General features: G+C 60.1%; 13 protein-coding genes and 1 pseudogene. 6 read left to right on the top strand and 8 right to left on the bottom strand.

The window, feature by feature from the left end; all coding sequences use genetic code 11:
• The first annotated feature begins 18 nt into the window (after positions 1 to 18).
• Positions 19 to 2454: a GcvT family protein gene (locus tag ACR0KL_RS06845; RefSeq protein ID WP_170679721.1), complete on the top strand. Its 2436-nt coding sequence runs from the start codon at positions 19 to 21 to the stop codon at positions 2452 to 2454.
• Here the strand turns inward: ACR0KL_RS06845 and ACR0KL_RS06850 are convergent.
• Together ACR0KL_RS06850 and ACR0KL_RS06855 are read right to left on the bottom strand one after the other, a co-directional pair.
• Positions 2451 to 5771, bottom strand: a complete 3321-nt coding sequence (locus ACR0KL_RS06850; protein WP_480776806.1) for an adenylate/guanylate cyclase domain-containing protein — start codon at positions 5769 to 5771, stop codon at positions 2451 to 2453. The two genes, ACR0KL_RS06845 and ACR0KL_RS06850, sit on opposite strands and share 4 nt — an antisense overlap.
• Before the next feature lie 128 nt (positions 5772 to 5899).
• Positions 5900 to 6799, bottom strand: coding sequence for a LysR family transcriptional regulator (locus tag ACR0KL_RS06855; RefSeq protein ID WP_480776807.1), 900 nt, complete (start codon positions 6797 to 6799; stop codon positions 5900 to 5902).
• A 114-nt stretch (positions 6800 to 6913) separates the two neighbouring features.
• Here ACR0KL_RS06855 and ACR0KL_RS06860 point away from each other — a divergent pair, with 114 nt between their 5' ends.
• From ACR0KL_RS06860 to ACR0KL_RS06875, 4 genes are all read left to right on the top strand, one after another.
• Positions 6914 to 7534: a glutathione S-transferase family protein gene (locus ACR0KL_RS06860; protein WP_480776808.1), complete on the top strand. Its 621-nt coding sequence runs from the start codon at positions 6914 to 6916 to the stop codon at positions 7532 to 7534.
• 34 nt (positions 7535 to 7568) lie between these two features.
• Complete coding sequence (locus ACR0KL_RS06865) at positions 7569 to 8045, top strand: nuclear transport factor 2 family protein (protein ID WP_480776809.1); 477 nt, start codon at positions 7569 to 7571, stop codon at positions 8043 to 8045.
• 23 nt (positions 8046 to 8068) lie between these two features.
• Positions 8069 to 9694: an FAD-binding oxidoreductase gene (locus ACR0KL_RS06870; RefSeq protein WP_480776810.1), complete on the top strand. Its 1626-nt coding sequence runs from the start codon at positions 8069 to 8071 to the stop codon at positions 9692 to 9694.
• A gap of 155 nt (positions 9695 to 9849) precedes the next feature.
• On the top strand, positions 9850 to 10374 hold the full coding sequence (locus ACR0KL_RS06875) for a rhomboid family intramembrane serine protease (protein ID WP_480555214.1): 525 nt from the start codon (positions 9850 to 9852) through the stop codon (positions 10372 to 10374).
• Between the two features lie 223 nt (positions 10375 to 10597).
• Here the strand turns inward: ACR0KL_RS06875 and ACR0KL_RS06880 are convergent, their stop codons facing one another.
• From ACR0KL_RS06880 to bcoG, 4 genes are all read right to left on the bottom strand, one after another.
• Positions 10598 to 11824 carry a peptidoglycan-binding domain-containing protein gene (locus tag ACR0KL_RS06880; RefSeq protein WP_480776811.1) on the bottom strand — a complete coding sequence of 409 codons (1227 nt, stop codon included), beginning with the start codon at positions 11822 to 11824 and terminating at the stop codon, positions 10598 to 10600.
• A 152-nt stretch (positions 11825 to 11976) separates the two neighbouring features.
• Positions 11977 to 13401: a carnitine 3-dehydrogenase gene (locus ACR0KL_RS06885; RefSeq protein WP_480776812.1), complete on the bottom strand. Its 1425-nt coding sequence runs from the start codon at positions 13399 to 13401 to the stop codon at positions 11977 to 11979.
• Positions 13398 to 14162 carry an SDR family oxidoreductase gene (locus tag ACR0KL_RS06890; protein WP_480776813.1) on the bottom strand — a complete coding sequence of 255 codons (765 nt, stop codon included), beginning with the start codon at positions 14160 to 14162 and terminating at the stop codon, positions 13398 to 13400. The genes ACR0KL_RS06885 and ACR0KL_RS06890 overlap by 4 nt, the downstream gene beginning before the upstream one ends.
• Positions 14159 to 15076 (bottom strand): 3-dehydrocarnitine:acetyl-CoA trimethylamine transferase BcoG, encoded by a 918-nt coding sequence (gene bcoG / locus ACR0KL_RS06895; protein ID WP_170679700.1) that lies wholly within the window; start codon positions 15074 to 15076, stop codon positions 14159 to 14161. The genes ACR0KL_RS06890 and bcoG overlap by 4 nt, the downstream gene beginning before the upstream one ends.
• Positions 15077 to 15187: 111 nt before the next feature.
• Between bcoG and ACR0KL_RS06900 the strand changes: the two genes are divergently transcribed.
• On the top strand, positions 15188 to 16171 hold the full coding sequence (locus ACR0KL_RS06900; protein WP_170679698.1) for a GlxA family transcriptional regulator: 984 nt from the start codon (positions 15188 to 15190) through the stop codon (positions 16169 to 16171).
• A gap of 11 nt (positions 16172 to 16182) precedes the next feature.
• Here the strand turns inward: ACR0KL_RS06900 and ACR0KL_RS06905 are convergent, their stop codons facing one another.
• Positions 16183 to 17160 (bottom strand): HpcH/HpaI aldolase/citrate lyase family protein, encoded by a 978-nt coding sequence (locus tag ACR0KL_RS06905; protein WP_170641072.1) that lies wholly within the window; start codon positions 17158 to 17160, stop codon positions 16183 to 16185.
• 18 nt (positions 17161 to 17178) lie between these two features.
• A pseudogene (gene glyA, locus ACR0KL_RS06910) lies at positions 17179 to 17492 on the bottom strand (serine hydroxymethyltransferase); the annotation flags it as partial.

Genomic DNA, 17492 nt, shown 5'->3' on the forward strand with positions numbered 1-17492 from the left:
TCCGGAGGCTCACCCGTCATGAAATCCCGTACCAAAGTTGTTGTCATCGGCGGCGGCATTGCTGGTTGCTCGGCGCTCTACCACTTGACGCAGGAAGGCTGGAGCGACGTGGTTCTGGTCGAGCGGAACGAGCTGACAAGTGGTACCACATGGCATTCGGCAGCGCAGGTGACAAATTTCGGCATGAACCAGACCATGGTCGGGCTGAAGACGCATTCGATCAACCTGTACAAAGAACTCTCCGAAAACCCCGAATATCCGATCAACTACCACCACGCCGATGGCGGCATCCGCCTGGCCAATACCGAGGCGCAGATGCAAGGCTATCGCCACTTCGCCTCGATGGCGCGCGGGATGGGGGTGCATTTTGAGGTGATCGATGCCGAGGAATGCGCCCGCCGGCACCCCTTGATCTCAACCACCAACTTGTTGGGTGGATTGTGGGACCCTCTGGACGGAGACATCGACCCGGCCCAGCTGTGTCAGGCGCTGGCCTATCACGCTCGCAAAGCTGGCGCCGAGGTCTATCGCAATACGCCGGTCACCGCGCTGACCCAACACAAGGATGACACTTGGACTGTGCATACGGAACATGGCGACATTGATTGTGACATCGTCGTCAATGCCTGTGGCTACCGCGTAAACGAAGTGGGCGCGATGATGGGGGTTCACCATCCCGTAGCCTCGATGGAGCATCAGTATTTCCTGACCGAAGACATCCCCGGTATTGCCAAAGCCGGTCACCGGATGCCTCTGCTGCGCTGCCCAATCAGCGATTATTACTGCCGTCAGGAAAAGGGTGGGCTGCTGGTCGGGTTCTATGAGCAGGATTGCAAAACTTGGGGCATGGACGGGATTGATCCGAACTTTGTGAATGCCCTCTGCCCGGACGATCTGGAGCGTGTCATGGACGTTCTTGCCGGAGCGTTTGAGCGTATGCCTGCTCTAGAAGAGACCGGCATTCGGTCCATAGTGAACGGGCCGATCACTTATACCATCGACGGAGCCCCGCTGGTGGGTCCGATCCCCGGCAAACGCAACGCCTTCTGCATCATCGGCCTGCGCGCGGGTCTGGGCGAAGGTGGCGGCCATGGCTGGCTGCTGGCGCAACAGATCGTGCATGGTGAAGCCTGTTATGACACATGGTGCCTCGATCCGCGGCGGTTCACCGGTCATACGAATGTGGAACTGACCTCACTGAAAGCTATCGAGGACTATCAGAACGAATTCCGGTTCCACTTCCCGCATGAACATCGCCCCGCCGGACGCCCGGCCAAGACGACCCCGCTGACGCCCGTACTGGCAGCAGAAGGGGCTGAGTTTACCGTTGTGAACGGGTGGGAGCGGATGGACTACATCAAGCCATCGCCCGATTTTCACCCGACCCTTACCTACAACTTTGACGAGGCGTTCGACATCGTCGCCGCCGACGTGAAGAACGTTCAGGAGAATGTTGGCCTGTGCGAAGTCAACGGCTTCAACCGGTTCGAGATCACCGGTACCGATCGCCACAGCTTCCTCGATCGTATGATCTGCGGCACGGTCACGAAGCGCGGCAGCCGCGTGGGTCTGGGCTACCTTCTGAACCACCACGGCATGGTCAAAGCTGAAGCCACCGTGGCAAACCTGCCTGCCTCGGATCGGGGGCCAGAGCGTGTGTGGTACGGCTCGGCTGCGGCCAGCGAATATCACGACATGGATTGGCTGACCCAGCACATTCGCAAGGATGAGGATGTTCAGATCCGCTCCTTGACCAATGACCAGACCATTCTGGTTCTGGCTGGCCCCAAGGCCCGCGATGTCCTGTCCTCCTGCGCGCGCGGCGACTGGTCGAAAGAGGCCTTCCCCTGGCTGTCCGTGCGCGAATGTTTCGTCGGGTTCGCCCCGGCCACGGTCATGGGTGTCAGCTTCTCGGGCGAGTTGGCCTATGAAATCCACGTCCCCAACGCCTCACTCTACGCGGCCTTTCTTGCCTTGCGCGCGGCGGGCGAGGCCCATGACATGAAGCTGTTTGGCGCGCGCGCGGTGGAATCCATGCGGATGGAAAAGGGTTTTCTGCATTGGAAATCCGACATTCTCACGGAATTCGACCCATATGAAACCGGCTTGGATCGGTTCGTAAACCTGAACAAAGGCGAGTTCATCGGCAAGGAGGCCCTGTCTGAACGCCACGCCAGCGGAAAGCGCAAGCAACTCGTGACGCTGCAGATCGACGCCACCCAAGCACCGGCTCATGGCGGGGCCTCATTGATGCAGGGCGACACTGTGGTGGGCACCGTCACCTCGGGCGATTGGGGTCATCGGGTCGGGCAGAACCTGGCCTACGCGTTCATTGATCCAGCGCTGGCGGGCGAAGGCACCCGTGTGCAGATCGACATGTGCGGCGATTTGATCGACGCGCAGGTCATCCCTGCCTCACCCTATGATCCTGAACACGTACGGATGCGCGCCTAGGCCGTTTCAACCCCGGCCAACAACTCACGAGCGAGGCGCATCTCAACCGTTTCATCCCCGCCCGAGATCGCCTCAGCCGCCGCCTGAAGCTCTGTTTTTGCAATCGCCGCGCAGTGAAACCGCTCGCAGGTTCGGGCGAAATCTATGGCCGTATGCAGGGCAAACATCCGCGCCCTCTGGTCCTGTGCGCGAGACAAAGCCTGCCGGAACTCCGCCTCGGCTGGACTGGTCGAGGATTTCGCCAGCGCAAAAACCCGGTCGGTTTCTGCCTGTGCCCACCCCTCGTTGGTCAAACGCTGATATTCACGCGCTTCCGCCAAAGCGGTCAACGCACCTTCATGGTCGCCCATGGCAAGCGTGACTTCGGCAATCAGTGTCATGAAGAACGGTTTGTGATTACCCGCTCCGCTGGCCCACCATGCTTCAGACGCCTTTCTCAGGTCGCGGATCGTTTCCGGGCCGGGGGATGCATAGGCCTTGACCCAGCTTCTCCAGACATTGGCTGTCAGTGTCATAAAGGTGAACGCGTGCTTGTTCGACAGCTCTTCCAGTTGCTCCACGGCCTGCGTCACAGCGTCCGGATCGCGGCGCAGTAGGTGCAGCATGCACAGGTAAGTCAGAGCCTGCGCAACGCTATGGGCATGTTCAAGGTCGCGGGCAGCCTCAACCGCCCGAGTCTGAATCTCCAACGCCTTGTCCGGCTCACCACGTATCCAGGTTGCGAGGCTCAGGAAGCAAGAGGTTATGGCCGCGTGGTCGGACCCATAGACATAGGCCAGATGCGCATCGCGTTCGGGGCGGTACAGCGCCAGCGCCTGTTCGAGATGCGTGTGGGCGGGGTCCAGCTCTCCGATATGAAACAGCACCGCGCCCATCGCCCGATGGGCTACCATCTGATGTTGCGTTTCGCCTGATGTGTCCGCCAAGTCCAGAAGTTGCCGCGCCACGACCCGCGCCAAATCATACTCACCCCGAACCAGGTGAAAGGAATAGAGGCCGTTGAGGACCGGGAACAAGTTCTCTGTCTCATCCATGCGTTCGCACAAGTCCCGTATCCGGGCATAGGTCGAACCGGTCTCATCTGCGGCGATACCTGCCGTCGAGCGCAGAACCCCTGCGCGCAGGGTCTGTATCTCGATCTCTCGCTTGTCACGCTCAGGACTGGTCGTCTGGTCGCCCAGCAGATCAAGCGCCAGGGACAGCTGCGTATTCGCCTCGGTATTGGCCGAGCGTTTGACGGCGCGCTGACCGGCCAGATAGCGACAGTCAATCGCCTCATCCACCATACCTGCAAGGGTATAGTGATGGGCCAGAACTTCGGGGCCTGCATCCTCGACCGCTGAGGTTTTCTGGTCCAGCGTCTTGGCGACCCGCGCGTGCAGAACCCGGCGTTCGGTTTTCAGAAGACTGTTATAGGCGGTGTCGCGGATCAGGGCGTGGCGATAGCTGAAGATCTGCAACGCATCATCGCCCGAGGTCGTGACGATGCCAGCCTCAACCAACAGGTCCAAACCGGACCGCAACACGGTGTCGCTAAAACGCGACACTTTCGAGATCAGCGGGTACGAGAATTGAGGCCCGATCACAGCCCCGATCTGCGCCACTTCCTTGGCCGAGCTCAGGCGGTCCAAACGTGCCATCAGCGCATCATGCAAGGCACTGGGAACCGAGCTTGCAGCAGAGGCCCCTCCGCTGGCGCGGGCGATTGGAGCATCGGGCATATCGCCGGATTCCAACAGATCCTTCGTCACCTCTTCTACGTAAAGCGGCACGCCATCGGATCGGGCCGCCACCAGTTCATACATGGCGTCGGGGATGTCCTGCCCTCGCGCTACCTCATTTGCGATGCGTTTAACGTCCTGAAAATCAAGCTGCCTGAGAACCACTTTTGTCAGGTTGGATTGCAACGCCCAACCTGGGTCAAACTCGGGCCGGAAGGTCATCACGACCATCACCGGAAGATCCCTAAGACGGTCCACAAGCCGATCCATTAGCGCCTTTGTCGTCGGATCGAGCCAATGCGCGTCCTCAAACAACAGCAAAACCGGCTTTTCCGATGCATGGGCTAGCAAATGGTCCAACAACATCTCATGTGTCTGATCCATGATCTGCTGCGGCGTCAGGGTCAGTGGCCCCAACCGATCCTCGAACGGGACCGACAATAGGGACGCAGCCAATCGCAGAACCTGATCTGAAGGGTCTTTCAAAACCGACGATATCTTCTCCAGCTTTGCCTCATCCGAGTCCTCAGATCGCAGGTCGGCAACATGGTGAAGCCGCCGGATGATCGGATAAAACGAGCTGGCAAAATGGTACGGCGAACACTGCAGTCGGATTTGCTCATGCGCGCCTTGAGGGGCTTTCTGCCGCAACTCCTCGATCAGTCGCGATTTCCCGATCCCCGGCTCTCCGGACACCAGCACGATTTGACCTTCGCCCTCACTGGCCAGCTTCCACTTGTCGCTCAGCGTCTCATATTCTGTCATGCGACCGATCAGAGGGCCGAGCGAGGCACCCTCAATGCGCCTGAAACGACTGTCCGTGTCGCGCGCGCCGATCACTTGCCACGCCTCAACTTCTTTCGTGAACCCCTTCAACTTGAAAGACCCTTGCAGCACATAGTCGAAGGCCCCACCGGCCAACTGATGGGTCCGAGGTGACACGATCATGGTGCCGGGTTCCGCCATCGCCTGAAGACGGGCGGCCAGATTGGGTGTCTCACCCATCGCGGTGCCGTCTTCGAACATCTTCTCACCGCGCAAATCGCCAACCACGACCAGACCGGTGGCGATCCCGATCCGCACCTGGAGTTTTGCGTGAGTGCGGATCTCAGGCACTTCACGGATGATACGCAACCCGGCGCGGATGGCACGCTCGGGGTCTTCTTCATGGGCGAGCGGAAACCCGAAGAACACCATGATCCCGTCGCCGTAATAGCTTGCAATCTGACCATCAAAATCCGCAACGGATGCCGCGCAGGTCTCTTTGAACAGCCGGAGAACCTCGGCCAGATCTTCGGGATCGACCCGCTGCGAAATCTCGGTCGAGCCGACCAGATCAATGAACATGACCGTCAGCTGACGGCGTTCGGCCACGATCGACGCGCCCAGTGCCGTGTTTTGAGGTCGGGGGGTGCCGTCAGTGGTTGCGCGCACCGCTTTCATGAACCGCCGCCGTGGCCCCAGAGGCAACCCAATGGTCACCAGATCTTCGTCGGTCAGCTCTGTCAGGTCGCCCAGCTCAATCTCATTGTCGGCGAAGGCGCTGGCGTATTTGGCCAGTCCGTGCTTGTTCAGCCAACGTTCGATTTCGGCCATTACATCCCTTCCACGGCTGCGGGCGTCCCCTCAAAAACTGAATGCAGTGAGGGTTGCCCATCGCTCGAACCTACGAAAACAAGGGGCTAGGGATTGGTCAAGGGCCTAGGCACCCGAAGGCATAGCCGTCACGCCCCGGCGTTGCAGATCAAGTCATCGCTCGCCAGATGGTCGATCAACGCGCGGACCCGCGTGGTCAGGCGTCGGTTCTGCGGGAAAAGTGCGGCCACAACGTAAGGTGTGACACGGTGTTCGGCGAACAGCTCGACCAATTCCCCGGACCTAAGGGCATCGGCCACCGTGTAGGCCGGGCATCTGGCAACGGCCACTCCTGCAGCGGCTAACCGCGCCGAGGCCGCAGGCGCATTGGCCTGAAGGCGACCATTGACGTGAACCACCACCTCGTTGCCATCGACATCAAACCGCCAGACCGCAGGGTCGCTCATATTGCCGTCCAGAATGCACTCATGCGTGGCCAGGGCACTTGGATGCGCGGGCACACCTGCACGTTCGAGATAGGCCGGAGACGCGCACACAATCAGCGGCATCGGCCCCAACCGGCGCATCTTGAGGGAACTGTCTCGTGTCGGCCCGATCCGGATCGCCAAATCCAAACCTTCTTCGATAATCGACACCCGACGGTCTGAAAGGTTGAGATCAATCTCGACCTCAGCGTGCTTTTCGACAAAAGCCGCCAGCGACGGGGCCAGCCGTAGTGAGCCGAACCCTGTCGGCGCGGAAATCCGTATCACACCGCGCAAAGAGGTCTGCGCATTGCGCACCGCCTCTTCCATTTCGTCAAACCCGTCCAAAAGCGGTTCGCACATCGCCAAGTAGGTCGTCCCCGCATCCGTCAGGGATACACTGCGGGTGGTTCGGTTCAGAAGCTGAACGCCCAGCGCCTCCTCCAGATCGGCCACGTATTTGCTGACCAGACGAGACGACCGCCCAAGCCGCTGGGCCGCCAATGTGAACGAGGCATTCTGCGCCACCAGCGCAAAGGCGCGCATTCGGTCGATCTTGTCCATATTATTGCGCCCTCCTAGGGCTTAATGATCCCCCAAAACTGCGCATTATCGCCCATGATGGCAAGCTGTATCTATAGCCGCAGAAGCAAATCCGCGCATGACAGGAGCTGACAAATGTCGAACGCAGTACGTATCCACCACTTCCCGAAATCCGGCCACGCGCACCGCGCTCTGGTCTTTGCCAAGTTGGCCGGTATCGCCCATGAGGCCGTTTTCGTCGATCTGGCCGCAGGCGCACATAAATCGCCTGAGTTTCTGGAGATGAACCCCAACGGGCAAGTCCCGGTGCTTGAGGATGGCGATGTTGTGGTCTCGGATTCCAACGCGATCCTGGTATACCTCGCCCGGCAATACGCGCCTGACTGGATGCCGACCGACGTGGTGGGCGAAGCGGCGGTGCAGCGCTGGTTGACCCTCGCCGCGGGTGAGATCGCATTCGGATCCGCCGCGGCGCGGTTGATCACGGTGTTCGGAGCACCTCTGGACGTCGATTTCGCGGCCGCGACCGCAGCCAAGGCAATGCAAAAGCTTGAACAGGGATTGGAAGGCCGCGACTGGCTGGTTGGCGACCGACCGACCATCGCAGATGTCGCCGTCTACTCCTACACCGCCCACGCACCCGAGGGGAACGTCTCGCTCGACCCCTATCCGAATGTGCGGGCATGGATCGCCCGGTTTGAGGCGCTGGATCGGTTCGAACCGATGCCTGCCACCGCCGTGGGCCTCGTCGCCTGAACGTTCGCGCCAGACACCCCATCGGAGACGTGCAATGACACAAGAAGCCCCCCGTCCCCCTCTGCCGCCCTTCACCCGCGAAACCGCGATTGAAAAAATCCGTCTAGCCGAAGACGGCTGGAATGGCCGCAACCCGGCCAAGGTCGCGCTGGCCTACACGCCGGACAGCAAATGGCGCAATCGGGCAGAATTCCCCGTTCGCCGCGCCGAGATCGAGGCGTTTCTGACCCGCAAATGGAACAAGGAACTGGACTATCGCCTAATCAAGGAACTCTGGGCCCATGACGGCAACCGGATCGCGGTGCGTTACGCCTATGAATACCGTGATGACAGCGGGCACTGGTTCCGGGCCTACGGCAACGAAAATTGGGAATTCGACGAGAATGGCTACATGGCCAACCGGTACGCCAGCATCAACGAACTGCCGATCACAGAGGATGATCGCAAGTTCCACTGGCCTCTGGGCCGCCGCCGGGACGACCATCCGGGGCTGAGCGATCTGGGCCTTTAAACATACACCAAGGAGTTAAGACGATGTCTGGCACGGATACTCCGTTTCACGCGGGCGAACTGGCGGCGCAAGTGCGGGCGGGTGCTGGCGATATAGCCCGCAGGGCCGCTCCGTACATTCGCGACCACTTGCCGGACCAGCATCGCGCCTTCTACCAGGCGCAGCCGTTTCTGGTGGCTGCGTCCAGCGATACAGAAGGCCGCGTATGGGCGACAATCATTGAAGGCGAGGACGGGTTCGTTCATTCGCCTGATCCCCGCAAATTGACCGTAGATACCGTGATCGACCAGCGTGATCCGTTGGCAGAAAGCCTGAGAAAAGGGGCTGATATCGGCGTAGTCGGCATCGAGCTGGCGACGCGCCGACGCAATAGGTTCAGCGGTCGGACCCGCCCAACCGGCACTGGTTTTGCAATCGACATCCGCCAGAGCTTCGGCAACTGCCCTCAGTACATCAATGAACGTGACTGGCGGCGGGTGGCCACCAATAATCCGGCAGAGGCGGTAGTCTCAGGCCGTCTCAACCCCGAACAGATCGCCCGTATTAGCGCCTCGGATACCCTGTTCATCGGGTCCGGTCGACATGGTCCGCAACAGACGGCGTCGAACGGGTTTGATGCCTCTCATCGCGGAGGGACACCCGGATTTGTCCGCGTGGTCGGCCCAAACCGTCTACGTATTCCAGACTATTCCGGAAACAATTTCTTCAACACGATTGGCAACCTGTTGGAGAACCCCCGCATCGGGCTGCTATTCGTCGATTTCACGACCGGAGGACTGCTGCATCTGTCCGGGCGGGCCGAGATCGACTGGGCTCCGGCCGAGGCGCGTGACCCCAACATTCTGCGCATGATCGACGTACAGGTCGACGCCGTGATTGACCGACCAAACGCGCTGGCTCTGAGATGGTCGGCTGAGCCGACCCCATCGAGACAGCTGGTCGTTACGGACAAGATTGCCGAGGCCGAGGGGATCACCTCATTTCACTTGCGACCTGCAAATGGAAGTTCACTTGCCGCTTTTGAGGCGGGGCAGCACCTGCCGATTGTGCTCAGCGTTCCGACGCATGACACCAAGCTGCGGCGGACATATACCCTGTCCGGCAACCCGGCCGACGACCACTACAGGATCACTGTCAAACGCGAACCGAATGGTGCTGCATCCCGCTTTCTGCACGACAAGGTGCAATTGGGCGACGTGATCGAGGCCAAACCGCCAGCCGGGGATTTCCTGATCCCGTCAGTAGACACGCCCCTTGTCCTCGTCAGCGCCGGCGTTGGCGTGACCCCGATGATCGCAATGTTGCATCAGACTGTGGCACAGCACCCTGACCGTCCGGTCTGGTTCATACATGCCGCGCGCAACGGACGGTTTCACGCGCTGCGCGGCGAAGTTGACGACCTGATTGCCACCAGCCCGATCGCACGGAAACGGATCTACTACAGCGCGCCTAAGGCCCAGGACGTGGCGGGGCAGGATTTTGACGTCAAAGGCCGGATCACAGCGCAGGCGTTGGTCGCATTGAATGCCGGTCCCAACGCTCAGTATTTGCTCTGCGGTCCGTTGGATTTCATGACCGACCTGAAATCCGGTCTTGAAGCGTTAGGGCTTGCGGAAAACCAGATCCATTTCGAGGTCTTTACCACCTGAGCGCGTCAGCGCCCACACTCTGATCCGACCATCCTGCAAGGCGTATTGATCGTTGTCACTGCCACGATTATCTATTTCAGATGATTGATAAAAACGGTAAACGTGTTGTTTTTTCGCGGTTCAAGGTCCTGGCGCTCTTCATAGCGGTGCTTTGGGTGATACAGGTTCTCAATTGGACGGTTGGGTACCGCCTGAACCTCGCGTTCGGGCTGATCCCAAGGCAGATCACCGGGTTGGACGGGATTTTTGGCATGCCACTCCTGCATGCCAGCTTTCCGCATCTCATTTCAAACACGCCTCCGCTGATCCTGATGGGGGCTTTGCTGGCGGCAACAGCAACACGGGCGCTGTTGGTCTTGAACGCCGTGATCATTGCCTTGGGCGGAGCGCTGGTCTGGCTGTTCGGAAATACGGCCATCCATATCGGCGCATCCGGGCTGGTGTTCGGGTGGTTCGGCTTTCTGGTCGCGCGGGGATTGGTTGATCGGTCGCCCGTGACCCTTGCCGTTGCCATGGTGGTTGGGGTGCTTTACGGATCAATCCTTTGGGGCGTTCTGCCCGGCCAGCCCGGCATCTCGTGGGAGGCGCATCTGTTCGGCGCAATCGCAGGCGTCGCTGCGGCCTTGCTCGTCCGAACCCATGTGCACGCCCCGCGGATTTTGAACGTGGACCAACCTTAAACAAGCACAGTGAGGCAAGGGGCCGATTGCGGATCGCTGACACCCCCTTGACGATAGGAATTGTCCGCACCAAAGGGTTTGTCACTAGCCCCTACGATATCTAAGTCTTCGAACAGGTCACGCAGAGCACCGGTCTGCGCGGCACCCGATCATAGTTCCTGCTATCGAAGCGCTGGAAAAAACCGCGGGCGATCCATGCGCCCGCGGAATAGGTCAGCCAGACCTACTGTGTTTTTGTCATCGCCGCACGTAGCAATTCCGGGCGATCCGATTGTGATGGCAGGAACACGGCCTGAGATCCGGCATCCAGCGCGGACAGGCTCGCATCATACCATTGCATCGCCAGATCGCGACGCTCTTGCACGCCGAAACCTTCGCGCAGGTGGTGGCCAATCAGCTCTCCATATGCTGGTTCACCCATGGCAACCAGCATCAAGGCCGAGCCTACGGCGCTGTCCATATTATCCTGACGGTAGCCCATCGCCAGACAGACCTTGCTGGTCGCGGCAAGGTCTTCAGGGCTGAGGCCAGAATCCAGAGCCAGCTTGCGCATCTGCGTTTCGGCATCGGCTTTCGACGTCAACGACAGCGATACAACCTGTGGCGCTAGCATCTCACCATAGGAGTCGCATTGCGCCGCTACTTGATCCGGTGTCAGGCCTTGAATGTCCTGCATCAAATCTTCACCCCGTGCCATGGCGTAGCTCCGCGCAAGACAGAACTGCTCGCTGAGGGCGAAATCGGGGTCCGACATGTTCGCCAGCGTGGTATAGCCGCCATTGGTCGAGGTTTGCAGCATCACCGCGCTACAACGGTTGGCCAGCGACGGGCCACCGGTACCGCCTGCAAACAGGCTCGGCAGGGCTGCAGTGGCCGTTTCGGTCACTTCAGGCTCGGGCGCCGGTTCAGCAGGTGCCGCCGTCGCAGTCACAGGCGCTACAGGTTGCGGCGCGGGTTGCGGAGCAGCGGCCACAGCCGTGCCAGTTTGGACTTGCCGACGATAGGCCATCAACAAAGGCTGACCGGAGAGCTGAGTGCTGGCCTGCCCGCCACTTGTGCCCCAGTAATAAGCCTGCATCAGGAAATCGCGCTGATAGGGTTGGAAATCATACCCGTTGACCGGGTACCCCATGGACGCCTGATACCGTTGGATTGCAGCTCGCGTGCCGCCGCCCACCTGACCATCAACCCGTCCGGCATTGTAGCCGAAATAGTTGAGCGCCGTTTGCGTCTGCGCCCCTTCCGAAGTAGATGGAATGCTTGGCCGATATGTCCGGGTGGTCGAGCGCTGCGCTTTCTTCTTTTGCTGATCTTTGCCGATTGCGTAGCCAACCACGCCTCCGACAACCGCGCCGCCAATGAAATCACCCGCATCTGCCCTGGCAATCTGAGGATTCGCGGTCGACAAAGCGAAGGTCAAACAAAGTGTTGCCAATAAACGAAAAATCATAAGTTACCTCCAAAACACAACAACAATTGGAGGAAATTATACCACAACGCCGTAAAGCATGCGCAAAAAAGGCGGATCAGTATCCTTGCAGATCGACCCGCCAGTAGATGCCGCCTCTGGATTCATGAAACCAGAGGCGGCACGCGTTGGTATCAGCCCCGTTGCCCCACATGGCGGCCCGCCCCTTGAGGGGTCGGCAGCTTGGCGTGATCTTCGGCAAAAGCGGTCAGTTTCGCGGCCACACCCTCGGTCGGCAGAGAGGTCTTGCGCGCGTTCAAATCCATATGCAGCAGCAGGGTTTCGACGGTGGCCGCGACCTCTCCATCCGGTCCGTACAGACGGTGGAACAGGTGCATTTTCTTGCCTTCGCCCCGCAGAACCTGCGTTGTGACGGTCAGACGATCCCCCGCATGCAATTCCGCGTGGTACTGCACGAAATTCTCGACCGTGAAATAGCTGTTGCCCGCCGCGATATAGTCTGCATCCGCGTCGATCATCAGCATGAAATTGTCCGACGCCTGGGCCGAGACCTCGATATAGTGGGCCTCGTTCATGTGGCCATTATAGTCTGTCCAGCTTTGCGGGATGACACGATCCACGGTGATCGGCAGATCATCACCTTCGGGGTCAGGCAACATCGCTTCATGCGCGTTCAGAACGCCGCCCGCACCGCTGCCGGTTTTCTTCAGCGCTCGCATCATCCCGATCAGGTTGTCATCGCGCAGACGCTCCAGTTCGCGGATCGACATATGGCCGGATTGCGCGTCCGACTGACCGGCGATCAGGTCGACCAGTTCATCGGTAAATTCCGGCACATCCATCAGCTTAGTCCAAGGCCATTGCAGGGCCGGGCCGAATTGCGCCATGAAGTGTTTCATCCCTGCCTCGCCACCCGCGACGCGGTAGGTTTCGAACAGACCCATCTGCGCCCAGCGGATACCAAACCCCATGCGGATCGCTTCGTCGATTTCTTCGGTCGTGGCGACGCCATCCTTGACGAGCCAAAGCGCCTCACGCCAGACAGCCTCGAGGAAACGGTCTGCGATATGCGCATCGATCTCTTTGCGGACGGTCAGCGGATACATACCGATGGACCGCAGGATATCAGACGCCTTGGCGCATGTGTCGGCAACCCCCACCAGCTCGACCAGAGGCAGCAGGTAGACGGGATTGAACGGGTGCGCGACGACGACACGACCGCCGTGTTCGTTCAGTTCAGAGGGTTTGAACCCCGAGGTCGAAGACCCGATCACCGCATCGGCAGGCGACAGCTTGTCGATCTGCGCGTGGATCTTGTGCTTGAGGTCCAAACGCTCGGGCACGCTTTCCTGAACCCACGCGGCGCCGGCCAAAGCCTCGCCCATATCGTCATGAAAAGTCAGAGTGCCCTCGGCTGGCAGCGCCTTGTCATAAAGGGCGGGCAAGGCGCGGCGGGCATTGGCCAACACCTCGCCGATTTTGCGCTCGGCTTCTGGGTCCGGGTCAAAGACCGATACGTTCCAGCCGTTCAGCAGAAAGCGGGCGACCCAGCCCCCGCCGATCACGCCGCCGCCGATGATGGTTGCTTTTTGTGTCATGGCGCGAGTGTCTCCGTATGGCCATCAATGGACAGAACCTGCCCCGAGATTTTGGTTCCCGCCTCTGAGGCAAGGAAATGAATGCTGTTCGCCACGTCCTGCGCCGTGACCCATGTTTTCATGGACACGCCGGTCACATAGGCGGCGCGCATGGTCTCAATGCTCTGACCATGGGCTGCAGCCTCGTTGGCCAACACACGCTCCATCCGGTCGCCTTCGACAGCACCGGGGCAGATCGCGTTGACGCGGATGCCAAAGGGACCAAGCTCCATCGCGAGGGTTTTGGTCAGACCGATCAGGGCCCATTTCGCCGCCGCATAGGGCGACCGCATCGGATAGCCCATGATCCCAGCAGTGGACGAGGTCATGACGATCAGGCCACTTTTTTGCGCCTTCATGACCCGCGCCGCCCAGCGGCAGGTCAGATACGAACCATTCACGTTGGTGGCGAGGCATTGCTGCCACGCGTCAAAGGCAAGGTCTTCGATCGGCCCGGCGGGGCCGCCGGTACCGGCATTGGCGCAGACCACATCAATGCCGCCCCATTCCGCCTCAACGGAACTCAGGAAGGCGTCCATGGCGGACTCCGAGGTGACATCGGCCACCACGGCGATACTGCCGGGATGCGCTTCGGCAAAGCTCTGAACCGCGGCAGGGTCTGCATCGCAGACCGCGACCCGTGATCCGTCTTGAATGAATTGCTCCGCAATGACGCGGCCAATGCCAGCCGCGCCTGCGGTTACAAGAACGCGCCTGTTCATTTCGCGACGGGAGCGCGCTTGGTCAAGCCCAGTTTCTCGCGCACGGCGTCCGGGCCGATGATCTTGGCGCCCATGTTCTCGATCACCGTCACGGCACGTTCGACCAGTTGCGCATTGGTGGCTAGAACGCCTTTTTCCAGAAACAGGTTGTCCTCAAGCCCGACGCGGACATTGCCGCCCGCCAGAACCGATTGCGCAACGTAGGGCATCTGATCGCGACCCAGCGAGAAGGCCGACCATGTCCAATCAGACGGCACCGCATTGACCATCGCCATGAAGGTGTTGATGTCGTTGGGGGCACCCCACGGGACACCCATACACAGTTGGACCAGAGCGTTGGGCTCCAGAATACCCTCTTTCACCAATTGCTTGGCGAACCATAGGTGGCCGGTGTCGAAGGCTTCGATCTCTGGTTTCACGCCAAGATCGGTCATCATCTGACCCATCGCCCGCAACATGCCGGGGGTGTTGGTCATCACATAGTCTGCCTCGGCGAAGTTCATTGTGCCACAGTCGAGCGTGCAGATCTCGGGCAGGCATTCGGCGATATGCGCCATCCGCTCTGTCGCGCCGATCATGTCAGTGGCCGCTTCATTGACCGGAAATGGGCTCTCGGTCGGGCCAAATACAATATCACCGCCCATACCGGCCGTCAGGTTCAGCACCACGTCGACCTCAGCATCGCGAATGCGGTCTGTCACCTCGCGGTACAGGCCCAAATCGCGCGACGGCACACCGGTTTCCGGGTCGCGTACGTGGCAATGCACAACGGCAGCCCCCGCCTTGGCCGCATCAATCGCCGAGTTGGCAATCTGCTCGGGCGAGCGCGGCACATGCGGAGACTTGTCCTGCGTCCCACCCGATCCGGTGATGGCACAGGTGATGAAAACTTCGCGGTTCATGGCAAGGGGCATAACTTTGTCCTTCGATCAGCAGGAATCGCGCCTTGGAAGGCGACTGAATGCGGCAACGCTACTTTCAAAACCTCGGAACAAACGATACATTTCTCGTCAGGAGGAATACTTTTGTCGTCATCCCCTCATGAGCATTTCGAGTTCCTGTTGCTGGACGGGTTTTCCAACATGGTTCTGGCCAGCGCGCTGGAGCCATTGCGAGACGTCAAGATGCGCGCGCTCTACGCCAGTCCGGGTTGGGAGATCACCAGCCTGAACGGCGAACCCGTGGAAAGCTCGAGCGAAATACAAGTTTCTCCCAATCGGGTCTTCGACCCAGCAAAATCGACCGGAACGCTGGTCATCGTGGCCGGTTACCGCGTCCGGCAGCAGATCAATAGAGAGCTTCTAGTTGCGATCCGACAGGCTGTTCGGACTGCCAAGCGCGTTCTGGCCCTTGATACCGCGGCTTGGATTTTAGCCGAAGCCGGAGTTCTGGACGGGCACCAAGCCACGATCCACTGGCAAGAGTTTGATGCCTTTCGCGAAAGCTTTCCCAAAGTGAACGTGTCCAGCGCCCGGTTTGTCCATTCTGGTCCGTTTCTAACCTGCGGAGGGGCCAGCACGGCGCTGGAACTAACCCTCGACCTGATACAGAGCCTGTTCGGGCCTGCTGCCGCATTTGATGCATCGAACATGTTCATATACGACCCCGCCCGCCAATCCGAGCTGAAGCGCGGTTCTCAACAATTGCAAGATCGTGGGTCGCCCAAACTGCTGGACGCCCTGAATGTCATTGCTGAAAACGTCGAGACGCCGCTGACGACATTTGAGCTGGCCGAACGCGTCTCGCTCTCCGAGCGCAGCCTCAGCCGCGCGTTTGCGGATGAACTGGGGATGACGACCGGCAAGTACTACAAGCTCTATCGTTTGCAACATGCACGCTATCTGGCGCAGGAAACACGCCTGAGTGTCGAACAGATCGCCCTGCGATGCGGGTTTTCCTGTTCGTCGGCCCTCGGGCGGTCGTTCACCCGTGAATTCGGCCGCCCGATCAGCGCCTTTCGCCCGCAAAACCGAAACGGGCCGTCCGATGGGACAGCCCGCTCCGTCTAACGTTTGGCAGATCACGCAGCAGCGATCTGACCTGCCTTTTCAACCAGCACCTCCGCCTGCCGGATCGAGGCATAGTCAATCAGCCGACCGTCCAGCGAGACAGCGCCCTTGCCTGCCGCCTCTGCATCGGCCATCGCGACGAGAATCCGCTTGGCCTTGTCCACCTCGGCATCCGAAGGCGACATGACCTCATTGGCCAGCGCGATCTGGCTGGGGTGAATGGCCCACTTGCCCTCACACCCCAGAACCGCTGCACGCTTTGCCGCCGCGCGATAGCCAGCGGGGTCTTGAAAATCACCGAACGGGCCGTCGATCGGGCGCAGGCCGTTTGCGCGCGCCGCAACAACCATACGCGCCAGCGCGTAGTGCCACATATCACCCCAATGGGTCATGCGGCCGCCCTCAGGATCCGCATCCGTCAGGACCGAATAATCCGGGTTCACACCGCCAATGATGGTTGTCCGCGCACGGGTCGAGGCCGCGTAGTCGGCAACGCCGAAATGCAGGCTTTCGTTGCGTTTCGACGCGGCAGCAATCTCGCTGACATTCTGCATGCCGAGCGCCGTTTCGATGATATGTTCGAACCCGATCCGCTTTTTGTAGCCTTTGGCGTCCTCGATCTGGGTGACCAGCATGTCGACGGCGTAAACATCCGCGGCGGTGCCGACCTTGGGGATCATGATCAGGTCCAGACGTTGACCGGCCTGTTCGACCACATCCACCACGTCGCGATACATGTAATGAGTATCCAGCCCGTTGATCCGTACCGACATGGTCTTGTTGCCCCAGTCGATGTCATTCAGGGCCTCGATGATGTTCGCTCTAGCCTGTTCTTTTTCGTCGGGCGCGACGGCGTCTTCCAGATCCAGGAAGATCACATCCACATCCGACTTGGCCGCTTTTTCAAACATGCCGGGCTGGCTGCCCGGAACAGCCAGTTCGCTGCGGTTCAGACGGGCCGGAGCCTGTTCGATTGGGTGAAAGCTCATGGTTTAGGGTCCTTGGTTTTACAGGTTCGGGTAGATAGGGAAGCGGGCGCAGAGGTCTGCGACTTCGGCTTTGACCTTGGCCTCGACGTCGGCATTGCCGTCTTCGCCATTGGCGGCGAGACCGTCGACCACTTCAATGATCCAATCCGCGATCTGGCGGAACTCGACCTCGCCGAAGCCGCGCGTGGTGCCAGCGGGTGAGCCCAGACGGATGCCCGAAGTGATGGTCGGCTTCTCAGGATCAAACGGCACGCCGTTCTTGTTGCAGGTGATATGCGCGCGGCCCAAGGCCTTCTCGGTCGCGTTGCCCTTCACGCCTTTGGGGCGCAGGT

Source organism: Ruegeria sp. C8, from assembly GCF_056537565.1.